This window comes from Roseburia rectibacter (genome assembly GCF_014287515.2).
Lineage (GTDB): Bacteria > Bacillota > Clostridia > Lachnospirales > Lachnospiraceae > Roseburia > Roseburia rectibacter.
Map to the genome: position 1 here is coordinate 331732 of NZ_CP092473.1, position 21349 is coordinate 353080.

General features: G+C 41.0%; 20 protein-coding genes and 1 tRNA gene. 17 read left to right on the top strand and 4 right to left on the bottom strand.

The genetic code is table 11. The features are described from left to right. Positions 1–74 precede the first annotated feature (74 nt). From H8S51_RS01540 to H8S51_RS01550, 3 genes are all read left to right on the top strand, one after another. Entirely contained in the window at positions 75–1121 is a 1047-nt protein-coding gene (locus tag H8S51_RS01540) for a rhomboid family intramembrane serine protease (protein WP_117921681.1), read from the top strand. 64 nt (positions 1122–1185) lie between these two features. Continuing rightward, positions 1186–2181: an SCP2 sterol-binding domain-containing protein gene (locus H8S51_RS01545; RefSeq protein ID WP_117921683.1), complete on the top strand. Its 996-nt coding sequence runs from the start codon at positions 1186–1188 to the stop codon at positions 2179–2181. Between the two features lie 85 nt (positions 2182–2266). Beyond that, positions 2267–2683 carry an HIT family protein gene (locus H8S51_RS01550; protein WP_117921721.1) on the top strand — a complete coding sequence of 139 codons (417 nt, stop codon included), beginning with the start codon at positions 2267–2269 and terminating at the stop codon, positions 2681–2683. 97 nt (positions 2684–2780) lie between these two features. Here H8S51_RS01550 and H8S51_RS01555 read toward each other — a convergent pair whose 3' ends face one another. Further along, positions 2781–3851 (bottom strand): undecaprenyldiphospho-muramoylpentapeptide beta-N-acetylglucosaminyltransferase, encoded by a 1071-nt coding sequence (locus H8S51_RS01555; RefSeq protein WP_186900101.1) that lies wholly within the window; start codon positions 3849–3851, stop codon positions 2781–2783. Positions 3852–4111: 260 nt separating this feature from the next. Between H8S51_RS01555 and H8S51_RS01560 the strand changes: the two genes are divergently transcribed. The 8 genes from H8S51_RS01560 to H8S51_RS01595 all read left to right on the top strand — a co-directional run bounded on the left by H8S51_RS01560 (position 4112) and on the right by H8S51_RS01595 (position 12787). Beyond that, positions 4112–4432 (top strand): hypothetical protein, encoded by a 321-nt coding sequence (locus H8S51_RS01560; protein WP_117921686.1) that lies wholly within the window; start codon positions 4112–4114, stop codon positions 4430–4432. 155 nt (positions 4433–4587) lie between these two features. After that, entirely contained in the window at positions 4588–6000 is a 1413-nt protein-coding gene (locus H8S51_RS01565; RefSeq protein ID WP_117921688.1) for a cell wall hydrolase, read from the top strand. Positions 6001–6332: 332 nt separating this feature from the next. After that, positions 6333–7382, top strand: coding sequence for a 3-deoxy-7-phosphoheptulonate synthase (locus H8S51_RS01570; RefSeq protein WP_117921690.1), 1050 nt, complete (start codon positions 6333–6335; stop codon positions 7380–7382). A 5-nt stretch (positions 7383–7387) separates the two neighbouring features. Then, positions 7388–8059 carry a response regulator transcription factor gene (locus H8S51_RS01575; RefSeq protein WP_117921723.1) on the top strand — a complete coding sequence of 224 codons (672 nt, stop codon included), beginning with the start codon at positions 7388–7390 and terminating at the stop codon, positions 8057–8059. Further along, positions 8056–9099 carry a sensor histidine kinase gene (locus H8S51_RS01580; protein WP_117921692.1) on the top strand — a complete coding sequence of 348 codons (1044 nt, stop codon included), beginning with the start codon at positions 8056–8058 and terminating at the stop codon, positions 9097–9099. The genes H8S51_RS01575 and H8S51_RS01580 overlap by 4 nt, the downstream gene beginning before the upstream one ends. 222 nt (positions 9100–9321) lie before the next feature. After that, a complete protein-coding gene (locus H8S51_RS01585; RefSeq protein WP_117921694.1) occupies positions 9322–10089 on the top strand; it encodes an ABC transporter ATP-binding protein in 768 nt (255 codons plus the stop codon). Then, positions 10082–12121 (top strand): ABC transporter permease, encoded by a 2040-nt coding sequence (locus tag H8S51_RS01590; RefSeq protein WP_186900076.1) that lies wholly within the window; start codon positions 10082–10084, stop codon positions 12119–12121. Before H8S51_RS01585 ends, H8S51_RS01590 begins: the two co-directional genes overlap by 8 nt. A gap of 39 nt (positions 12122–12160) precedes the next feature. Then, the gene (locus tag H8S51_RS01595; protein WP_186900075.1) at positions 12161–12787 is read left to right on the top strand and encodes an HAD family hydrolase; all 627 of its coding nucleotides are present in this window, start codon (positions 12161–12163) and stop codon (positions 12785–12787) included. A 51-nt stretch (positions 12788–12838) separates the two neighbouring features. On the opposite strand, the gene H8S51_RS01600 is transcribed toward H8S51_RS01595, so the two are convergent. Then, positions 12839–12909: transfer RNA gene (locus H8S51_RS01600), tRNA-Gly, on the bottom strand. Between the two features lie 107 nt (positions 12910–13016). Between H8S51_RS01600 and H8S51_RS01605 the strand changes: the two genes are divergently transcribed. Beyond that, positions 13017–14120 carry a S66 family peptidase gene (locus H8S51_RS01605; RefSeq protein WP_186900074.1) on the top strand — a complete coding sequence of 368 codons (1104 nt, stop codon included), beginning with the start codon at positions 13017–13019 and terminating at the stop codon, positions 14118–14120. A 9-nt stretch (positions 14121–14129) separates the two neighbouring features. Here the strand turns inward: H8S51_RS01605 and H8S51_RS01610 are convergent, their stop codons facing one another. Continuing rightward, positions 14130–14849, bottom strand: a complete 720-nt coding sequence (locus H8S51_RS01610; protein WP_241070843.1) for a hypothetical protein — start codon at positions 14847–14849, stop codon at positions 14130–14132. A gap of 136 nt (positions 14850–14985) precedes the next feature. Here H8S51_RS01610 and H8S51_RS01615 point away from each other — a divergent pair, with 136 nt between their 5' ends. The 3 genes from H8S51_RS01615 (at position 14986) to H8S51_RS01625 (ending at position 17339) form a co-directional block, all read left to right on the top strand. Continuing rightward, positions 14986–15459, top strand: a complete 474-nt coding sequence (locus H8S51_RS01615) for an NfeD family protein (protein WP_117920293.1) — start codon at positions 14986–14988, stop codon at positions 15457–15459. A 66-nt stretch (positions 15460–15525) separates the two neighbouring features. Continuing rightward, a complete protein-coding gene (locus tag H8S51_RS01620) occupies positions 15526–16377 on the top strand; it encodes a patatin-like phospholipase family protein (RefSeq protein WP_186900072.1) in 852 nt (283 codons plus the stop codon). Positions 16378–16394: 17 nt separating this feature from the next. Next, the gene (locus H8S51_RS01625; RefSeq protein WP_186900071.1) at positions 16395–17339 is read left to right on the top strand and encodes a D-2-hydroxyacid dehydrogenase; all 945 of its coding nucleotides are present in this window, start codon (positions 16395–16397) and stop codon (positions 17337–17339) included. Between the two features lie 147 nt (positions 17340–17486). Here H8S51_RS01625 and H8S51_RS01630 read toward each other — a convergent pair whose 3' ends face one another. Then, entirely contained in the window at positions 17487–18455 is a 969-nt protein-coding gene (locus H8S51_RS01630) for a zinc dependent phospholipase C family protein (RefSeq protein ID WP_186900070.1), read from the bottom strand. A 335-nt stretch (positions 18456–18790) separates the two neighbouring features. Here H8S51_RS01630 and H8S51_RS01635 point away from each other — a divergent pair, with 335 nt between their 5' ends. Then, positions 18791–20188: a radical SAM protein gene (locus tag H8S51_RS01635; protein WP_117920285.1), complete on the top strand. Its 1398-nt coding sequence runs from the start codon at positions 18791–18793 to the stop codon at positions 20186–20188. A 91-nt stretch (positions 20189–20279) separates the two neighbouring features. Continuing rightward, positions 20280–21266: a lysylphosphatidylglycerol synthase transmembrane domain-containing protein gene (locus H8S51_RS01640; protein ID WP_256451917.1), complete on the top strand. Its 987-nt coding sequence runs from the start codon at positions 20280–20282 to the stop codon at positions 21264–21266. Positions 21267–21349 lie beyond the last annotated feature (83 nt).

Below are 21349 nucleotides of genomic sequence, written 5' to 3' on the forward strand. Positions count from 1 at the left end.
ACTTTGACGAGTTCATATTATGTGCAGAAATCCTGCACAACAAACACGTTATAATCAAATCAGAGGGCAAATATATGAACAGAGAGATAGAACAGGTGATACTTGCACAAGGTTATCGATTTTGTACGGTGCAGCCGGAGAATGTCGGAGTATTTTATAAATATTATCAGCAGGGATTTCATGTTGTGATGATGATATCATTAGACGATACAAAAACTTTGACCATAGAACAGCATCAGGTAATGCAGGAACGAGTTATGGATCTTTTTTATCATCCGCAGGGAAGGCTTGCAGATTTCCCGGAAGGTTATCCGGTTTATCATGTGGAACTGCTTACACTGCTGGCTGGAAGAAATACGGATATGATGCATCAGTTATGCAGTGTACAAAAGAATGTATGGGGGTATGAGACGAAGCAGGGGGGACTGATAATTTATGAAAATCAGCCGGGAGATTTCTGGGGACTCAAAAGTGCATTGGAGAATTGCAGGGTTGATTCTAAAGTTACCCGAAATATAAATACCGGTTTTGAATGGAAGAAACTTTCCTATACGACAATAGCGATTGCTGCCATAAATGTGATCGTATATTTGATATTGGAAATTTTGGGAGATACGCAGGATCCGTTTTATATTGCATCACATGGTGGGATGTATCCGGAATTCCTACAGGTCAATCATCAGTGGTGGCGGATCATTACGGCGATGTTTATCCATTTCGGATTGCCGCACCTGGTAAATAATATGGTAATATTCTGCTGTGTTGGATCGAGACTTGAGAGGGCAGTCGGCCATTTAAAGATGCTTGTAATATATATGCTGTCAGGAATAGGTGGAGGAATATTGTCCTATTTTATGATGCTGTATAGTGGAGATTATGCTGTATCTGCAGGCGCATCAGGTGCAGTGTTTGGAATGATTGGCGGTCTGATCTGGGTAGTGATAAGACACCGGGGCAGATTTGAAGGTTTAACAGTAAAAGGGATGATGCTTATGGCAGCGTTAAGTTTGTATTATGGTTTTTCCACAATTGGAATTGATAACTGGTGTCATGTAGGTGGAATCCTTACCGGATTTCTTGCGGCAATGATTTTATACCACAAAAAAGTGGAAAATTGTTGATTATAAGAATAAAAGTTTATATACTGAAAACAGTATTTGGTGAACATGCAGGAAGAGGTAGAATATGAAAGTAAACATTTATTATGGTGGACGGGGATTGTTAGATGATCCTACATTATATGTGTTGAATAAAATGGAAGAAGTATTGCAGGAACTTCGCGTGACGGTGGAGCGTATTAATATCTATGAGCATAAAAACGAGATTGCCACGCTTCCGCAGACGATGAAAGATGCCGATGGTATCATTCTTGCAACAACTGTTGAGTGGCTTGGAATAGGTGGCTATATGCAGCAGTTTTTGGATGCCTGCTGGCTGTATGGCGATAAGGAAAAGATAAAAACAACCTATATGCAGCCAATTGTTATGTCTACGACATATGGAGAACGGGAAGGTGAACTGACATTAGAGAGTGCCTGGGAGATCTTAGGTGGTCAGCCATGTCCGGGACTTTGTGGTTACGTTGAGGATCTGGTCAGTTTTGAGATGAATAAAGATTATACCGTTTTAATAGAGAAGAAGGCGGAGAATCTTTACCGGACGATTTCACAGAAAGTAAAATGTCTTCCGACCAGCAATCAGGCGGTAAAGCAGACAATATTAAGAACTCCGCAGTTAGAACTTACACCACAGGAGAGCGAGCAGTTGTCAAAGTATGTGTCAGATGATACGTATGTGAAAAAGCAGAAGGAAGATATCGAAGAACTTGCAACAATGTTTAAGGGGATGCTTGGAAAGTCAGAAAAAGAAGATGAAGAGGCTTATATTGAGACATTCCGTGAACAGTTTGCACCGCAGCCTGAATTTAAGGCACGATACCTGTTTATCATAGAAGGCAGAAAAAAGCCATTGTTTTTAGAAGTAAATGAAGGTGAACTTACAATTCACTATGGACAGGAAGAAAATATTGATGTCTATGCGAAATTAAAACCGGAAGTTATGGATGGTATCGTAGATGGAAGGATGACATTTCAGAGGGCATTCATGACAGGAGAAATGACGGCAAAAGGAAATTTTAAGATTCTGCGTATGTTAGATACCATGTTTAAGTTTACACATTGATATAGAAAATCTGCAGGATGTTGTAGTAAATATGTCGATTGCGCAAATAAAAAGGAGTGCAAATGCACAGAAAATGGAGGATAATATGAGAGACGAAAATTGTATTTTCTGTAAAATTATTGGAGGAGAAATTCCATCCAATACGATTTATGAGGATGATGAATTCAAAGTGATTCTGGATGCGAGTCCGGCATCAAAAGGACATGCATTGATCCTGCCAAAGGAACATTATGCAGATATTTATGAGATCGATGAAAAGACAGCAGGACATGCAATGCAGCTTGCGAAGAAACTTGCAAAACATATGACGGACGTTTTAAAGTGTGATGGATTTAATATTGTACAAAATAATCATGAAATTGCGGGACAGACGGTATTTCATTTTCATATGCATCTGATCCCACGTTATAAAAATGCAAAAAATAATGATATTCTGATCTGGGATCATGAGGAGTTTACACCAGAAGAAATGGCAGAGATCAGAGATTCTCTGAAGATGTAGGGAATGTTGCCGGAAAAGCAGCTTTCTAGCTTATAATCACAAAATGAAAGAGGAACAGATATTATAAAGTACATATCCGTTCCTCTTATATCAGAAATTATTTTTTAGATGCGTCTAAGATCAATCCGATGATCGTATCAATGGAATTACGGCTGTTGCTGTTTTCCATTGCCTTAATATATTCTTCCTTTTTCTGGAAAACATGTTCAATTGCTTCAAGAAGTGTCGTATTTGACAGATCTTCTTCCTCTAACACATAACTAAATCCCTGGGAACGAAATGAATTTGCATTCAGAATCTGATCTCCACGGCTGGCAGCGGCAGAAAGAGGAATTAAAATATTTGGTTTGCGCAGTGCCAGAAGTTCGCAGATTGCATTTGCACCTGCACGGGAAATAACAAGATCTGCAAGAGCAAACATATCGGAAAGCTCTTTGTTTGCGTATTCAAACTGTGCATATCCGGTCGTTTCGGTTAATGTTTCATCCAGATTGTCTTTTCCACAGAGATGAATAACATTGTAATTTTTCAGAAGTTCAGGAAGCAGACCACGGATCGCTGTATTTATTATACGGGAGCCTGAGCTTCCGCCAACGATGAGTATTGTCTGTTTACTGTGATCTTTAAAATGACAGAGTGAAAAAGCATGCTCAGCATCGCCTGTTAAAAGCTCCTGACGGATTGGGGAACCGGTCAGTACAGCTTTTTCTTTCGGAAGATAAGAAAGTGTTTCAGGAAAATTACAGCAAACTTTTGTTGCGCTTGGAATAGCAAGTTTATTTGCAAGTCCCGGAGTCAGATCTGACTCATGTATAATTGCAGGAACTTTACAGTGTTTTGCTGCTAAAACTACCGGAACAGAGACAAATCCGCCTTTGGAAAAAACTACATCTGGTTTTATCTTCTTTAAAAGCCGGATCGACTGTGTATACCCTTTTAATACTTTAAATGGATCTGAAAAATTCTTAGGATCAAAATAGCGTCTTAATTTTCCAGAAGAAATGCCATAGTAAGGAACACCCTGTTCCTCAATCAGCCGTTTTTCAATCCCTTCATATGAACCTATATAAGAAATTTCAAAACCTTCATTTCGCAAGGCTGGCATTAATGCGATGTTTGGTGTGACATGCCCTGCGGTACCGCCCCCGGTCATTACGATTTTTTTCATAGAATAATCCCTTTCCTGTAACATTTTGCACTTCCCTATTTATAATACCCTTATGCGTAAAAGTCAAGAAAAGACTTATAAAATAGAAAACAGCAGACAAAAGGGGCATAAAAAGCAGGCGGGTAAATGACCGAAAATGTCAAAAGTTGCGGTCAAAAAACAGTCAGAAGACCTTTTCAAACGGACTTGTTCTTTCTATAATTAATAAGAAAAAGGACAGTATGATCTATCGATAAGTCCGGAAAAGAGAGGTGGTATACATGGAACAGATAGGAATCTTTATAGCAGAATATGCAGAATGGCTTTATATAGGAAGCGGTATACTGATGCTGATCCTGCTGATTTATGTATTACACAGGATAAAAAAAGTGGAGCGGAAAAGCTTTTTGATGAACGAAGAAATCGAAAAAAAACTGCAGCAGATAGAAAATGATAGATGTGTGAAACAAACAGAGAAACAGGCAGAAAAGCAAATAGAAAGCAGGGCACAAAATACATTAGAAAAGGAAAAACAGGAAAGTGATCAGGATGCTGAGTCCGTGACAGTAATCCGTGATGTTATAGAGGAGGTTTTTTCTTAAAAAAGGAAGAAAATGTCAAACACTTGACATTTTAGTATTGCTTTGCTATAATCCCCATTGTAATAAATCCGTAATAATTGTAACAAAGATGAATAAAACGAAACAAAGGTGTAATACTATTTACATAAGATGGTAAACACTGATGGAGGTTTTCTATGAATTTAAGAAAAAGAGCAATCAGCGGAATCATGCTTGCCGGTTCTATGGTAGTGATGTGCGCGATTGCAGATGCAGCCAGTACAGTTTCAGCAGAAGCAGTATCGGTTGTAGCAGACACAAGGACGGACTTAGCTACAGATGGGACAGCAGGTGTTGTTGCACAGTTAAATCAGGTAAGTACAGATGCAGTAGAGATGGCAGCAGCAGGAGTTGAGAACTCCCAGACGATACTTGTTGCTTCGGCAGATGAGGAAGCGCAGGTAGCAGAAGATACAGAAGAAACATCAGCAGTACAGGAAGAAACAGTATCCGTAGAGGAATCTGCGCAGGCTGATTCTAAGGAAGATGAAACGACGCAGGAAGCTGATGCCGTAGAAGATGTGCAGAATGCAGATGTGGATAGTGAAACAGACACTGAGAATACAGTGGATGTAGAAAATACAAAAGATATAGAAAATACAAAAGAGACGGAAAATATAGAAGATACAGAAAATATTCAGAATACCGAAAATGCCGAGTGGCAGAATCGTCTGATGGCAGATGTTGATGAATTTTTATATGTCAGAGCATCTGGGGATGCGGATGCAGAGATTATCGGTAAATTATATAAAGGTGATGTGGCAGATGTCGTTGAGAATGGAGATACATGGATCCATGTCGTATCCGGCGATGTTGATGGATATGTAAACAACGATTATTGTGTATCCGGCGAGGATGCACTTGCCTATGCACAGGAAAACGTTGAGACAGAGGCACAGGTTAATACGAATGGACTTCGTGTCAGAAATGCTGCATCGGAGGATGCATCTGTTATCACTGCTGTTTCAGAGGGAACAACATTGACAGTTGATACAGACGCTGAGACAGAGGATGGATGGGTTGCTGTTAAATATAAAGGACAGACTGCATATGTCAGTGCGGATTATGTTACCACAGAACTTGCACTCGGTGAGGCAGTTACGATAGAAGAAGAAAAGGCGGCATTAGCAAAGAAAGCTGAGGAAGAGGCAGCAGCAAAAGCAGCACAGACAAAAGAGACAACTACTGTGCAGAATGCTTCAGTTTCAGCATCTTATGATGATGTAACACTTCTTGCAGCACTGATCCAGTGTGAAGCAGGTAACGAACTTTACGAGGGACAGCTTGCAGTTGGAGCAGTTGTTATGAACAGACTTCGTTCAGGTGCATATCCATCAAGTATTTCCGGTGTTATTTACCAGAGCGGACAGTTCCCACCAGCAGGGCAGGGAATGGTTGCAAGCATTGCAGCAAACGGACCAAAGAGCAGCTGCGTACAGGCAGCACAGCAGGCATTAGGTGGTTCCGATAATACAGGCGGTGCAACCTGTTTTTCAAGAGCAAGTTCCGGACGCGCTGGTGTTGTGATCGGAAATCATGTATTTTACTAAGATATAGATATTTATTTTCAGGCAGGTATTTTAATGAGATACCTGCCCTTTTTAATTCATAGGAAATTATGTCCTATGAATTAAAAAGCCCTCCGGGCAGCTCATGAAAATCCCTAAAAGGGATTGACAGATCAGAGAGAACACAGTATTATTTAAAGGAACTTCATACTGCAATGCTTTAAAGCGAAAAAGAAAAAGCGGCATGAAAAACAGATTGCAAGTTTTACGGGCAAAACTAATGTGAAAAAAGCAGTGCGCAGATAACAAAGAAGTCCTGTGAGGATAACAGTGACATAAAAGAAGATAGAGAAGGCGCAGAAACGGAGGATAATATGGAAATGGAAATGGAGTTCTTACGGAAACTTCCGACACCGGCAGAGCTGAAGGAAGAGTATCCGGTAAGTGCACAGGTCGTTGCTACGAAAGCAGAGCGTGATGATGAGATCCGCGCAATATTTGAGGGAAAAGAAGATAAATTGATTCTGGTGATCGGACCGTGCTCCGCAGACAATGAGGATGCGGTAATTGATTATATATCAAGACTTCGTAAAGTGCAGGACAAAGTTGCTGATAAGATTTTTATGATTCCGCGTATTTATACCAATAAACCAAGAACAATTGGAATCGGTTATAAAGGTATGCTGCATCAGCCGGATCCGGAGAAAGAGACTGATATGTTAAAAGGAATCATAGCCATCCGCCAGATGCATAAACGTGCAGTGGAGGAGACAGGATTTACCTGTGCGGATGAGATGTTATATCCGGAAAATCACAGATATTTATCAGATCTGCTTTCTTATGTAGCAGTAGGTGCACGTTCTGTGGAAAACCAGCAGCACAGACTGACAGCAAGTGGTGTGGGGATACCGGTAGGTATGAAGAATCCGACAGGCGGTGATATTGCTGTTATGATGAATTCCATCATTGCGGCACAGAACAGCCATACATTCTTATACCGTGGCTGGGAGGTAAAAACGCAGGGCAATCCATATACACATGCTATTTTAAGAGGTTATGTAGATAAATTTGGAAGAAATATCCCGAATTATCATTATGAAGATCTGCAGAACCTGTTAGAGCATTATGAGGATGCAAACTCATCCAGCAATCCGCTTGCCAATCCGGCAGTGATTGTTGATGCCAACCATTCTAATTCCGGCAAGAAATTTGAGGAGCAGATCAGAATCAGTAAGGATGTACTGCACAGTTGTAAGATGTCTGCTGATATTCATAAACTTGTCAAGGGACTTATGATCGAGAGTTATATAGAGGATGGAAATCAGAAAGTCGGAGGACACTGCTATGGAAAGTCAATTACAGATCCTTGCCTTGGCTGGGAGAAAACAGAAAAACTCATTTATGAACTGGCAGAACTGTGGTAAAAAATATGTATCGGATTTTGATCGTAGAAGATGATGAAAGTATAGCACGAAGTGTAAAGACCCATCTGGAAAGCTGGAATTATGAAGTATGCTGTGCCGAAGATTTTTCAAATGTGACCGGCACATTTGCGGTATTTGATCCACAGCTTGTTCTGATGGATATCAAACTTCCTTTTTTTAATGGCTATCACTGGTGCAGTGAGATCCGTAAAGTTTCAAAAGTACCTGTTATTTTTTTATCGTCCGCATCGGATAATATGAATATTGTGATGGCGGTCAGTATGGGTGGAGATGATTTTATTGCAAAACCATTTGACCTTGAAGTGTTGACGGCAAAGGTGCAGGCGATGCTTCGGAGAACTTATGATTTTACCGGGCAGAGTGCTGTTTTAGAGCATAAGGGAGCTATGCTGAATCTGACAGAGGCAGCATTGTTTTATGAACAGAAAAAAATAGAATTGACCAAAAATGAATTTAAGATTTTACAGGTACTTATGGAAAATAAGCAGAAAGTCGTTTCAAGAGATACTCTGATGGTAAAATTGTGGGAGAGTGACAGTTTTGTGGATGAAAATACACTTTCTGTTAATGTCAACCGGTTACGGAAAAAGTTAGAATCTGTTGGACTTTATGATTTTATTGTAACGAGAAAAGGAATCGGGTATCAGATCGGATGAGAGGTATTATTGCTTATATAAAAAGAAGTATTGGCTGGCTGTGCATTGTCATTGTGTGTGAAGTGATCATGATCGCAACGATGATGCTCAATGAAATAGCATTTGCAGAGATCCTCTATGGGATATTTATCTCGTTATTTTTATTGCTGATCCTTCTGGTCTTTGATGCAGCAAGGTATTACAGGCATTATCAGAAAATAAAAGAATTGGAACATAGCATCATGCTTTCCACAGATGGAATGCCGGAAACTGCAGATCTGCTGGGAAATGAGTATCAGAAGCTGCTTCGGATACTGGCAGATGAATATACGGGACTGCAGAGTCAGGCGGCTGCCAGACAGAAAGATATGCAGGAATATTATGCCATGTGGGTGCATCAGGTCAAGACGCCGATCGCTGCGCTGCGTCTTCTGCTTCAGAATAAAAATGAAGATGGAAAGATGACAGAGGAACTTTCCGAACTGTTTGATATTGAACAGTATGTGGAAATGGCATTGCAGTATCAGCGTCTCGATTCAGAAACAACGGATTTTGTATTTGAAGAGACCGATCTGGATGAGATCATACGGGGGGCTGTAAAAAAATATGCAAGACAGTTTATTGCAAAAAAAATCAGTCTATGTTATGAACCGGTTGAAACAAGCGTAGTTACGGATAAAAAATGGCTTTCATTTGTTATAGAACAGGTAATATCAAATGCAGTTAAATACACAAAGACAGGAAGCATTAAGATTTATCTGGAAGATGGAGATGGAACCATGTCGGTGCCTTTGCCTGAAATCGCCCATGCAAAAAAGACAGAAATGGGAAACGGCAGTACAAGTTCGGTTTGCCTTGTCATCGAAGATGCCGGAATCGGAATCCGTGCAGAAGATCTGCCCCGTATCTGTGAGATGGGATATACCGGATGTAATGGACATGAAGGGCAGCATTCGAGCGGAATCGGTCTGTATCTGTGCAGTCGTATTTTGAAAAAACTGGGACATACATTTGCGATCACATCAAAAGAGGGTGTTGGGACAGTCGTAAAAATCGGTTAAAACTATTATTTCAAAAAATAAAGCAGTATCATATAACAGAAAATGCAATCTTACGATAATGTAAGATACAGCAGGGAAATGTAAGCTGATTCGATAGCTTGCATTTCCCTCTTTTGTTATACTTGATACAGTCCTTAAGGAAATGAAACAAGACTGCTGTGATAAAAATAATGATGACTGCAGGAACAATCTGAGCATAGAAAAGACAGGGAGGAGTCTGAAATGGCACTTTTAGAGGTAAACAATTTAAAGAAAATATATACTACGCGGTTTGGAGGAAACCAGGTAGAGGCATTGAAATCCATGAATTTTTCTGTGGAAGAAGGAGAGTATGTGGCGATCATGGGAGAGTCCGGATCAGGGAAAACAACACTTCTTAACATTCTTGCCGCACTGGATAAACCGACTGCAGGAGAGGTCCTTTTGAATGGAAAAAATATCGTAACGCTTCGCGAAAAAGAAATCTCTGCATTCAGAAGGGATCATCTTGGATTTGTATTTCAGGATTTTAATTTATTAGATCAATTCTGCCTGAAAGATAACATTCTGCTTCCACTGGTACTTGCAGGAGTAAAACCGGAGCAGATGGAGCCGAAAGCATACCCTCTTGCAAAAAAACTTGGGATTGAAGAACTTTTGGAAAAATATCCATATGAGATTTCCGGCGGGCAAAAACAGCGCGTGGCAGTTGCACGTGCACTTATCACAGATCCGCAGCTGATCTTAGCGGATGAACCGACCGGGGCACTTGATTCAAAAGCGACAGACAGTATTCTGTCATTGTTTAATCAGATCAATGAGGACGGACAAACGATCCTTATGGTGACACACAGCATCAAAGCGGCAAGTCATGCGAAACGTGTGCTGTTTATTAAAGATGGGGAAGTATTTCATCAGTTGTACAGGGGAGATATGAGTATCGAAGAACTTTATGCGAAAATATCTGATACACTTACCATTTTAACGACAGGTGGTGAGCGTCATGAATAGACTTTATCTGAGGCTTGCATGGAGCAATCTGAAAAACAGCAGACAGTTTTATCTGCCGTATGTGATCGCTGGGATGCTGTCAGCCATGATGTTCTATACGATGTGTGCGATCCAGGGAAATGATGGACTTTCGAAAATGCGCGGGGGCAGCAGTGTCCAGATAGTTCTATATTTTGGTGTGGTCGTTGTCGGTGTGTTTGTCAGCATCTTTTTATTTTATACGAACAGTTTCATTATGAAACGCAGAAAAAAAGAACTTGGAGTTTATAATATTCTTGGTATGGAAAAAATCCACGTTGCCAAAATTATGGCGTGGGAAACAGTATTTTCCTTTTTGATCGCAGTTGGCGGAGGTCTGATAACTGGAATCGTATTCCAAAAATTACTTACCATGTTTTTATACCGGCTGACCGGTCTTGAGGCGGCGATTCCATTTTATATTTCAGGATGGGGATGCCTTCATACCGCTGAGATGTTTGGTGCTATTTATGTGTGTATCCTTCTTTATAACCTGATGCAGATCCGGCTTTCGAATCCGGTAGAACTGCTTCACAGCGGAAACACTGGAGAACGTGAACCAAAAACAAAAATCATTCAGGCGGTTCTTGGAATTTTATGTATTGTAACCGGTTATTATATCGCGATTACAACGGATAATCCGGTAAAAGCGGTCAGTCTGTTTTTTGTGGCGGTTATGTTAGTTATTGTCGGAACCTATTTCCTTTTTAATGCCGGCAGTATTGCATTTTTAAAATTGCTGCGGGAAAATAAACGTTATTATTATCAGACCAGACATTTTACAACGGTTTCCGGCATGATCTACCGGATGAAGCAGAATGCAGTGGGACTTGCCAATATCTGTATTTTATCTACAATGGTACTTGTTGTGATCTCGATGACAGTGTGCATGTATGCAGGAATCGAAGATGAGTTGAAAACACAGTATCCGGCAGAGCTTGAACTGATATTTTATGATCCGGATGGACAGCAGGATGCACAGACATTTAACCGGATGGCAGATGAAATTGAGCGTGTGATAAAAGAGAATGGAAGAGTTATCACAGGAAAACAGAAAGGAAGCTATGTAGGAACTGCGGTGGCGATGACCGGAAATAAAATTACGGCACTGGATCGATCTGCTATGGATTTTTCTAATATGTATGTACTGGAGATTATGACAAAAGACGGCTTTGAGGAATATATGCAGGAAACGATCCCGGATATACCGGATGGAAGTGTGGCAGTGATGATGGATTCTGTATATGAGCAGGATACGATCGTAATGGGAAATACAGAGTATCCTGTGGAACAGTCCATGAAATTTCCAATAAGAGATGCAGTGTCAGAATTTGTGGGTGGTTCGGTTATCCTTATCGTAAAAGACGAAAACGCGTTGGAGAATATGCGAAAGCAGCTTGCGGCTATGGAGACAGAAGCATATGGGGAAGAGCGGACTGTGGATCTTACTTATGTGATGAACTTTGACATGAGCGGAACAGGAGAAGAAAAAATCGCCTGCGCCAATGCTGTGCGGGAGCGTGTCAGTGAATGGCAGAATGATGAGACGAATCCTAAGACCATGCGATTGGACTGCAATGTAATATCGAGAGCAGAGGGACATATTGATTATGAGACGAGCAATGGCGGATTACTTTTCCTGGGGCTGTTTTTAGGAAGCATGTTTTTAATGATCACAGTACTTATTATTTACTATAAACAGATATCAGAGGGCTATGAGGATAAAGAACGGTTTGCCATTATGGAAAAAGTCGGAATGAGCAACGAAGAGGTAAAAGCGACGATCCGTTCCCAGGTGCGTATGGTATTTTTCCTGCCACTTGCTACGGCGGCATGCCATCTTGCAGCCGCATATCCGATGCTGAAAAAACTGCTTGCTCTGGTGTCATTGTATAATGGAACTTTATTTGCATGGTGCTTAGCCGGTACGGTGCTGGTATTTGGTCTGATCTATCTGGCAGTTTTTATAATTACATCAAAAAGTTATTACAAAATTGTGGGAAATCAGGTATAACTTATAAGTAAGAGAAAATTACAGAAAATGAGGATGATCATGAAACAGGTAAAAAATATCATATTTGATGTGGGAGATGTCCTGCTTTCTTACCGGTGGAAATATATGCTGATGGATTACGGATTCACAGAGGAAGAGGCAGTGCGTATTGGAACGGAAATGTTTGATGATCCGGAAGGATTGTGGGGACTGCTTGATCTTGGGACAGTTTCACAGCAGGAGATCATTGAACGTTATTGTAAAAAATATCCAAAGGATGAAAAAGTGATCCGCTGGTTTATCGGACATGGAGAGTATATGCCTGTGGCAAGGCCGAAAGTCTGGGAACTTGTGCACAAACTTAAAGAACAGGGATATAAAGTGTATCTGTTATCGAATTATTCAGAGGAATTATTTAAAAAACACACAGAATATGCAGATTTCATGAATGATATTGATGGACTGATCGTTTCCTATATGATTCACAAGGCAAAACCGGACCGTGCAATTTATGAGGCACTCTGTGAAAAATACAGATTAGAACCATCAGAATGTCTGTTTTTTGATGACCGTCTGGAAAATGTGCAGGCAGCAGTAAACTACGGTATGCAGGCAAAGCGGGTGTTGTCAAAAGAGGGACTTGTGGAGGATCTGGAAAAAATAGTACAGGGATGTGAGATCTTTTAGTATCAAAAAAGCTGTGAAATGCACAAAATAAGCACTTCACAGCTTTTATTAAGCAGACAACGGGAATCGAACCCGCCTCCTCAGCTTGGGAAGCTGATATACTACCGATGTACTATGTCTGCCCATAATGAAATAACTACTAATTATTATAGCAAAACGAAAAAAGATTGCAACCGTTTTTTCGGCGGTGTAAACTGAGAAAAAAGAAATTGGAGGATACGATAACAATATGAAATATCCAGAATTTTTACCGGAAAACGGAACGATTGGCTTTGTGGCACCGTCTTTTGGATGCAGCATAGAGCCGTATTATACAGCATTTTTGAATGCGCAGAAAAAATTTGCCGAAATGGGGCATAAATCAGATCTTGGACCAAACTGTTATGCATCAGATGGAATCGGTATCAGCAATACACCGGAGGCATGCGGGGCGGAGTTGACCGAATATTACTGCAGTGATAAAAATGATATTTTAATCTCCTGCGGCGGTGGAGAGCTGATGTGTGAGATTTTAGATAAGGTTGATTTTGACAAGATCAGGAAGGCAAAACCAAAGTGGTATATGGGATTTTCAGACAATACCAATATGACATTCCTGCTTACGACATTGTGTGATACTGCATCGGTGTACGGACCGTGTGCGGCAGCTTTTGGCATGGAGCCATGGCATGAAAATCTGTGGGATGCTTATCATCTTCTGCGCGGACAGCAAAACAGTGTACATGGTTACGCATTGTGGGAAAAAGACAGCAAAAAAGACGAGGAGCATCCGCTTGAAGCGTATAATGTGACAGAAGAGAAGAGACTTATGGTATATCTGCCACAGGAACAGAATTTGGAACATAATGCTGCACAGACGGGCGGCAAATCAAAAATCGAGGTGCATCCTGCAGAAAATCTGCAGAAGAAGATAAACATGCAGGGAAGACTGCTTGGTGGCTGTATGGACTGTCTGGTCAATCTGCTCGGAACAGAATTTGATAAGGTAAAGGAATTTACAGAGAAATATCAGGATGATGGGATCATCTGGTTTTTGGAATCCTGTGATCTGAACGTGATGTCTATCCGCAGAGCGGTCTGGCAGATGAAACATGCCGGATGGTTTTCGCATGTAAAGGGATTTCTGATCGGAAGACCGGCGGTATTTGGACAGGAAATGATGGGATTAGACCAGTATCATGCAGTTACAGATCTGCTTGCGGAATATCAGGTACCGATCATTATGGATGCAGATATCGGACATATTCCACCAATGATGCCGCTTGTCTGCGGCAGTTATGCAGATGTCAGCATCATTGGAAATCAGTTAAATGTAAATATGACGTGGAAATAAAAAGAATCGTTATAATATGACATTTACATTTTTGCCTATGCCTGTGTTCAGTAATGTATTCAGATCAGCAGTTACCGATGTGACAGATGCAATATTCAGAGCATTTGTGGCAGTCGTACCGGTATCTGCGGAGCTAGTGTTATCTGTGGAAACAGAAGATGATGCCTGATTTCTGGCATTGCGCTTTGCAAGTGCATCATTGTATTCGATCTGTGTTAGGATATTGCTTCTGTTTTCAAGGCGTCTGGCATAGGAATTAACACGCTGCATATATTCGGAATCTGAGGAAAACAGAGATTCAAACTTTGAAATATCGGCAGAGCCAAAAAGGGAGCTGCGGGATTCAAGTGTTCCGTTATCTTTTACGGTAATACCGATCTTATCGAGCTGGTCAGCGTATTCAGCGGTAATATTTTTCAGACTTTTCTGTGTGTTTTTGATGGTACGGTCGTCTGAATTACCGGAAGAATTAAGAATATTATTATAAGTGCTGATAAATGCGGAAACATTGTTTCTTATATTTGCAGCGTTATCGTCATCATATGTAAATGAGCCAAGGGAACGTACTGCACGGCGCAGTGCATGTGCATCGGCACCTGTCAGTGTGGAGTTGGACAGGTTGCTGCGTGAAGTAGTGGTACGTGCATCAGCATTTGAAGCATAAAAACGGCGCATATAATAAGACGTACCAAGTGTTGTTCCGGCTCCGACATAAGCGGTATTGGACATAGGACAGCCCTCCTTAAAAATCATCTGATATATGTTTCGGTCGAAAAGCGTAGATAATTAACCGTGGCATTGAAAAATTATTTGCGATATACTACTATAGAAACAGCAGAAATTTTATGACAGGAGGAAGAAAATTATGGAGATAATGGTTTGGCTGGCATTGATCGTATTTTTTGTGGTATTAGAGATCGCTACCGTTGGACTGACTTCAATCTGGCTGGCAGGAGGAAGCCTTGCAGGATTAATCTGTGCAGCATTTGGAATGGGGATTGTGGGACAGATCATCGTATTTGCAGTGGTATCATTTGTACTGCTTTATTTTACAAGACCATGGGCACTGAAATATTTGAAACCGCATCTGGTCAGGACAAATTATGAGGAGGCAGTCGGGAAAAATGTCTGTGTTACGGAACAGATCAATAATGTAAAAGGAACCGGAACGGCTGTTATGAATGGACTGGAATGGACTGCCCGTTCGGTGGATGATGACAAAATCTTTGAACCGGGAGAGATCGTTACGGTAAAAGAAATCAAAGGTGTCACTCTCTATGTGACGGAGAGTAATGAGATGCCTAAAATGCAGAAAAGTGAAAAAAAAGAGGAATTATAAACATAGAAATAGAAAATGGACAGGATGATAAAGACCTGTTGCCTGGGACATAGAATGGAGACAGAAATGAAGCTTGGAATGGTATTTGAAGGTGGTGCAAACCGCACCGTTTTTTCCTGCGGAGTAATGGATAAATTTTTAGAAGAAGATATTATGCCGGATTATTATATCGGTGTTTCCGCAGGAATGGCGTATGGATTGTCATATCTTTCAGGGCAGAAAGGGCGCAATCTTGAACTGATGGAAAAATATATGGCAGATAAGCGCTATATGGGAATGCGCCATCTGTTAAACCGCAAGGAACATGCGTATTACAATACAAAATTTGTATTTGAGGAAGTACCAAATGAACTGCTTCCTTTTGATTATGATGCGCTGGCACGTTTTCCGGGAGAGATTGAGGCAGCAGTCACAAATATTCATACAGGCAAAGCAGAATATATGGAAGTGCCGCGTGGAAAAGATATGAGAGATCTTCTGGTTGCGACCTGTTCACTGCCGATCCTGTTCCAGCCGGTAAAACTCGGCAGACATTATTATTTAGACGGTGGACTTGCAGATTCCATTCCGTATGAGCATGCCTTAGAAAAAGGATGTGAGAAAATCGTTGTGGTTCTTACGAGAGAACGCGGATATGTAAAGAAAAAAGAAAAAGCTGCGGGAGTCATGAACCGTCTGTATCAGCGTTATCCGAAAATTGTGGAAGATATGAAACTGCGTGCGGAGCGTTATAACGCCTCCATGGAGAAACTGATGCAGCTGGAAAAAGAGGGAAAAGTATTTGTGATCGCTCCGGAATCGACTTATGGAGTCGGCAGGACGGAGACAGATACCGTAAAGTTACGCAGACTTTATGATGAAGGATACCGTATTGCTACGGAACAGACAGACTCCCTTTACGCCTATCTGAATAAATAATGCAAAGGAGAAAAAAGATGAACATTGTATTTCTGGACGCAAAGACGATCGGGGAAGACATTGATCTCTCTGGATATGACAGACTTGGAACTGTTGTAAAATATGGATTTTCCACAGCCGAGGAGGCAAGAGAGCGCACAAAAGATGCGGATGTGGTAATTGTGAATAAAGTGCAGATCAATGAGGCGTCGATCGGTGAGGCAGAACATTTAAAACTGGTCTGTGTCACCGCAACCGGAACAAACAATCTGGATAAGACATATCTGGATGAACATGGCATTGCATGGAGAAATGTTGCCGGATATTCCACGGAAACTGTAGCGCAGCACACATTTGCCCTGTTATTTTATCTCTGGGAAAAATTAAGATACTATGATGATTATGTCAAATCAGAAAAATATGCCGGAGATATCACATTTACTCATTTTGACAACGTATTCCATGACTTGAATGGCAAGACCTGGGGAATCATCGGACTTGGCGCGATCGGACGCAGAGTTGCTGATATTGCAAAAATGTTTGGCTGTCATGTGATCTATTATTCCACGACCGGAAAGAATAACCAGCCGGGGTATGAGCGTGTAGAGTTTGAGGAACTGCTTGCAAAATCAGATATTATATCGGTACATGCACCGCTGACGGAACAGACAGAGGAATTAATGAATGCAGCGGCATTTTCAAAAATGAAACCATCTGCCATCTTCTTAAATCTTGGAAGGGGACCGATCGTGGTTGAGAAAGATCTAGCAGATGCACTGGAAAATAAAACGATCGCAGGAGCAGGACTTGACGTGCTTACCGTAGAGCCGATGAGTGCAGAAAATCCATTAAAACGGATCAAAGACAGTAACCGCCTGATCATCACACCTCATATTGCATGGGCAAGCCTTGAGGCACGTACCAGACTGATGAAGATCATTGAAGGTCAGATCCGTGATTTCTTCGGTGAAGATAATAAATAAAAGAAAAGGTACGATTTGTGAACCATCAGTCGTCATGAATAAAAATACCGCGCAGATCTGCGCGGTATTTTTATTCAAAGATTTTGTCAGCTCCGAAAGACTTTTAAAAATTGAACTGGAAAATTGCACGGTCACTACTTCTGGCATTCAGCTTGGAATCGTTGAACTTAATCCGCTGTGGAAAGAAAGATTTCCATATCCTTCTAAGAATTTCTGTATGACGGCATCCTGCTTTGCTGAATCGGCACCGGCATGAAGTGCAGTGTGCAGTGAGAGGATGCGGGACAGATACAGTTTTTTGGATCGGTTATATAAATCAAAGAAGCTCTCATGGGAAATAAGGGAAGAATCCCATGGGTTTGTCCATTTCGCATGTCTCAGATTGAACGGATCTGTGCGGAAAAATAAAGTGTCGCTTGGAATCAGCGGTGAAAATAAAGGATATCCGAGACAGATCCGTTCGGTCAGCCGGACAATGGCTTTTTTCTTACCGGAGTCGTCGTGCATGAGCCACAGACCAAACTGCATAGAAAAAATGGCAAGATACATGGTGTATTTGCGGAATTTGACATCCGGGAAAGCATAACGGTAAGCGTAATAGAGCATACTTGCAATAACATACTTCTGGCGGTGTGTCAGCCGGATCGTGTCCTCCGGATGGAAATTACATGGCTGACGGTGCAGTTTCATGTCGAGCAGTGCAGTATCAATATCCGTTTCCAGATAGGCATGCCTTGAAAAATATGCTTTTTCCTTTTTATCTTTAAAATGCGTCATAGCATAAATATATGGATGACATATCGTATCTAAGGTATAGTGTCCGAGAAAACCCATCAGGTAGGCTTCTGCGATATTAAGATCTGTGCAGGACGAAAACTGGCTGCGACTTTCAATCAGACCCTGGAAAAAAGCACCGGTTTCGAGGACATGGGCAAGTGCACCGATATTATGACCTTCCAGTACATAAGAAGGAAGGTAATAAAAGAAAATATCAGGTCCCTGAAGTCCAAGACCATAAGCAGCACGATTATAATAAAGATTCTTTTTTAAAGAATTATTTTTCAGGTTATGATAAACCTCTCTTCCGAATATATAATGGGTAACATATCCAGGCATGATCAAAAATCTCCTTTCCATGAAATAAACCACCGTTATTATAACCAGTTTGGAAAGAACTGTTAAGCATAGCCGGAAAGATTTAAGAAAAAAGTAATAATCGTTGATTGACAAATTCATTTAAAATAATATAATGTTACGTAGTTATTAATACTATGTAATGTAGTATCAATACTATGCAAATATTATCTGATGTAGTCGGAAAATAGACAAAATTGCAAATTTGTATATTAGATGGCTACATTGAAAAGTCATTGCATATTTAAAAAAGAGTGTATTTTTTTTATACTTGCATCTAGTAAGAGAATGTGAAAAAGATAACGGAGGTCGGAGTTATGGCGAATTTAGCACTGACAGTAGAGAGAAAAGCATTCAGCGTCGCAATCGATGCTGCATTAAAAAGTTTGAACAAGGATCGTGAGAAAGGATTATTACAGATCGTAGATCTTACAGAGAAATTTATGGGAGATAACTTCCGTAAAGAGGCTTATGACGGTGTAAGAAAAATGATTCAGAATCCGGATCACAAATGGATGCGTTATGTAAACCGTCTGTTAGATGAGACAGATCCGCATGTTGCGAAGATGACGGCATTAAACCTTGGATTTCAGGCTGCATTTTATGGAACAAAGACCATTCGTAAAATGAGAGAGGTTCATGGCTGCAATATTCCATGGCTGATCTTAATGGATCCAACTAGTGCATGTAACCTTCACTGTACCGGATGCTGGGCAGCTGAGTACGGTAATAAATTAAATCTTTCCTTTGATGAACTTGACAGCATCGTAACACAGGGAAAAGAACTTGGTATTTATTTTTACATGATGACTGGTGGAGAGCCGCTGGTTCGTAAAGCAGATATCATCAAACTTTGTGAGAAACACAATGACTGTGCATTCCACTGCTATACAAACGGTACGCTCGTAGACCAGAAACTCTGCGATGATATGAAACGTGTCGGCAACCTTTCCTTATCCATCAGCCTTGAGGGATTTGAGGATGCGAACGATTTCCGCCGTGGAGAGGGCGTATATGATAAAGTTCTTCATGCAATGGATCTTTTACATGAGAACGGATTGATTTTCGGAAACAGTGTATGCTATACTAGCAAAAACATGGATGCTGTTACATCTGACGAGTTCTTTGATCTTTTGATCGAGCATGGAAGCCGTTTCGCATGGTATTTCCATCTGATGCCGGTAGGTATGAAGGCAGCTCCGGATCTGATGCCGACCAAAGAACAGCGTGAATACATCTATCACAGAATCCGTGAGGTTCGTGCGATGGAAGGTGGAAAAGAGATCTTTGTTATGGACTTCCAGAATGATGGAGAGTTCGTAGGCGGATGTATCGCAGGAGGAAGAAACTACTGCCACATCAACCCGAAGGGTGACGTGGAGCCTTGTGTATTTATTCATTACTCCGGTGCAAATATCCGTGAGAAATCACTGTTAGAGTGCTTAAAACAGCCGTTATTCATGGCATACAGAGATAACCAGCCGTTCAATGAGAATATGCTTCGTCCATGCCCGATGCTTGAGAATCCTGAGATCTTACAGCGTATGGTACATGAAACAGGTGCACACTCCACAGATGTTGAGGAGGCAGAGCCGGTAGAACATTTATGTGGAAAATGTGAGGCATATGCATGTGAATGGAAAGAGACTGCAGACAGACTCTGGAAGGAGCATCCATACAAACAAAAAGGCTACACCAATTTCAAAAAGAAATAAGTTTTGTTCACAGTTGCAGTGTGAGCAGCAATAATAAGGGGCGATTGTTATCAGTAAAATACAAAAGCAGCTTTTAAAATGGGGACTGGTTCTGGCAGTCATTGGTATTATCGTGTATACTTTCCGTGATTCGGCAGGACCAATTTTAGAACAGTTAAAAAAAACATCACCGGCCGTTGTCATTGGCATTTGTCTGATGGCAGCGGTATATCAGATCATAGAAGGCATTATCACGACCGTGCTCGCAAAGCAGTATCGGTCGTCTTTTGCATATAAAAATGGTATTACGAATGCGTTCCTTTGTTCTTTTTACCGGGTGGCAACGTTAGGAAGCGGTTCCGGAGTTGCAGCGATCATTTATCTGGGTGAGCATGGAATTGAATATGGCGGGGGATTTGGACTGTATATGATACAGTATGCGCTCCACAAAATAAGCATTGCATTGTTTTCTGCAATCTTTTTTGTGATGAACTGGGAATTTATGAGAAACTGGTTTGGTGATTATGCGGGACTTTTAGCTGCCGGATATGTGCTTACACTGGTGATAACACTTGGGTTGTTTTTATTCTGCTGTTCGAACCGGTTTCATCATCTGATCTGCCGGCTGCTTGACTTCGCAAATCAGAAATTTCATGGAAAATTTGAAATAATGGCAGAAGAGATCAAAAGGCAGTGCATGATGCTTGAGGATGCTTCGAACCATCTGATGAAAAACAAAAAAGTTACCACAGAGGTGATCTTTCTTTGCCTGTTGAAATGCTGTTTCTGGTACGGAATACCGTATCTTCTTTTTAAAGGTGTCCGGTTTCAGGAAAATCCTGCACTGACTCTGGCGCAGGTGCTTGCGATCACGTCACTGTCTGTCATGCTTGCGGCAGTGATTCCATCACCGGCAGGAATCGGATCGACAGAATTTGTTTTTACCAGCCTGTTTGCAGGGATCGTCGGGACAGGTATGGCGGGATCAGCGTCACTTCTGTACCGTTTTGGCACATTTGTATTTCCATTTTTAGTGGGTACAGTTGTTGTGATTGTAAGGCATATCCGCAGGAAGAGAGCTTCTAAAGATCTCATCTGAAAAGATTAGTTGTAATCTCAAAGTAAATATAGTAATATGAATAAAGGCACAAAACAGATAGTATACTGTATTTAAAACTGAAT

Coding starts and splice junctions, on each gene's coding strand:
- H8S51_RS01610 (WP_241070843.1), bottom strand. CDS start 14,849: ATGTCCAATACCGCTTATGTCGGAGCCGGAACAACACTTGGTACGTCT.
- H8S51_RS01545 (WP_117921683.1), top strand. CDS start 1,186: ATGAAAGTAAACATTTATTATGGTGGACGGGGATTGTTAGATGATCCT.
- H8S51_RS01615 (WP_117920293.1), top strand. CDS start 14,986: ATGGAGATAATGGTTTGGCTGGCATTGATCGTATTTTTTGTGGTATTA.
- H8S51_RS01570 (WP_117921690.1), top strand. CDS start 6,333: ATGGAAATGGAAATGGAGTTCTTACGGAAACTTCCGACACCGGCAGAG.
- H8S51_RS01595 (WP_186900075.1), top strand. CDS start 12,161: ATGAAACAGGTAAAAAATATCATATTTGATGTGGGAGATGTCCTGCTT.
- H8S51_RS01575 (WP_117921723.1), top strand. CDS start 7,388: ATGTATCGGATTTTGATCGTAGAAGATGATGAAAGTATAGCACGAAGT.
- H8S51_RS01590 (WP_186900076.1), top strand. CDS start 10,082: ATGAATAGACTTTATCTGAGGCTTGCATGGAGCAATCTGAAAAACAGC.
- H8S51_RS01565 (WP_117921688.1), top strand. CDS start 4,588: ATGAATTTAAGAAAAAGAGCAATCAGCGGAATCATGCTTGCCGGTTCT.
- H8S51_RS01555 (WP_186900101.1), bottom strand. CDS start 3,851: ATGAAAAAAATCGTAATGACCGGGGGCGGTACCGCAGGGCATGTCACA.
- H8S51_RS01585 (WP_117921694.1), top strand. CDS start 9,322: ATGGCACTTTTAGAGGTAAACAATTTAAAGAAAATATATACTACGCGG.
- H8S51_RS01560 (WP_117921686.1), top strand. CDS start 4,112: ATGGAACAGATAGGAATCTTTATAGCAGAATATGCAGAATGGCTTTAT.
- H8S51_RS01580 (WP_117921692.1), top strand. CDS start 8,056: ATGAGAGGTATTATTGCTTATATAAAAAGAAGTATTGGCTGGCTGTGC.
- H8S51_RS01550 (WP_117921721.1), top strand. CDS start 2,267: ATGAGAGACGAAAATTGTATTTTCTGTAAAATTATTGGAGGAGAAATT.
- H8S51_RS01630 (WP_186900070.1), bottom strand. CDS start 18,455: ATGCCTGGATATGTTACCCATTATATATTCGGAAGAGAGGTTTATCAT.
- H8S51_RS01625 (WP_186900071.1), top strand. CDS start 16,395: ATGAACATTGTATTTCTGGACGCAAAGACGATCGGGGAAGACATTGAT.
- H8S51_RS01620 (WP_186900072.1), top strand. CDS start 15,526: ATGAAGCTTGGAATGGTATTTGAAGGTGGTGCAAACCGCACCGTTTTT.
- H8S51_RS01635 (WP_117920285.1), top strand. CDS start 18,791: ATGGCGAATTTAGCACTGACAGTAGAGAGAAAAGCATTCAGCGTCGCA.
- H8S51_RS01540 (WP_117921681.1), top strand. CDS start 75: ATGAACAGAGAGATAGAACAGGTGATACTTGCACAAGGTTATCGATTT.
- H8S51_RS01605 (WP_186900074.1), top strand. CDS start 13,017: ATGAAATATCCAGAATTTTTACCGGAAAACGGAACGATTGGCTTTGTG.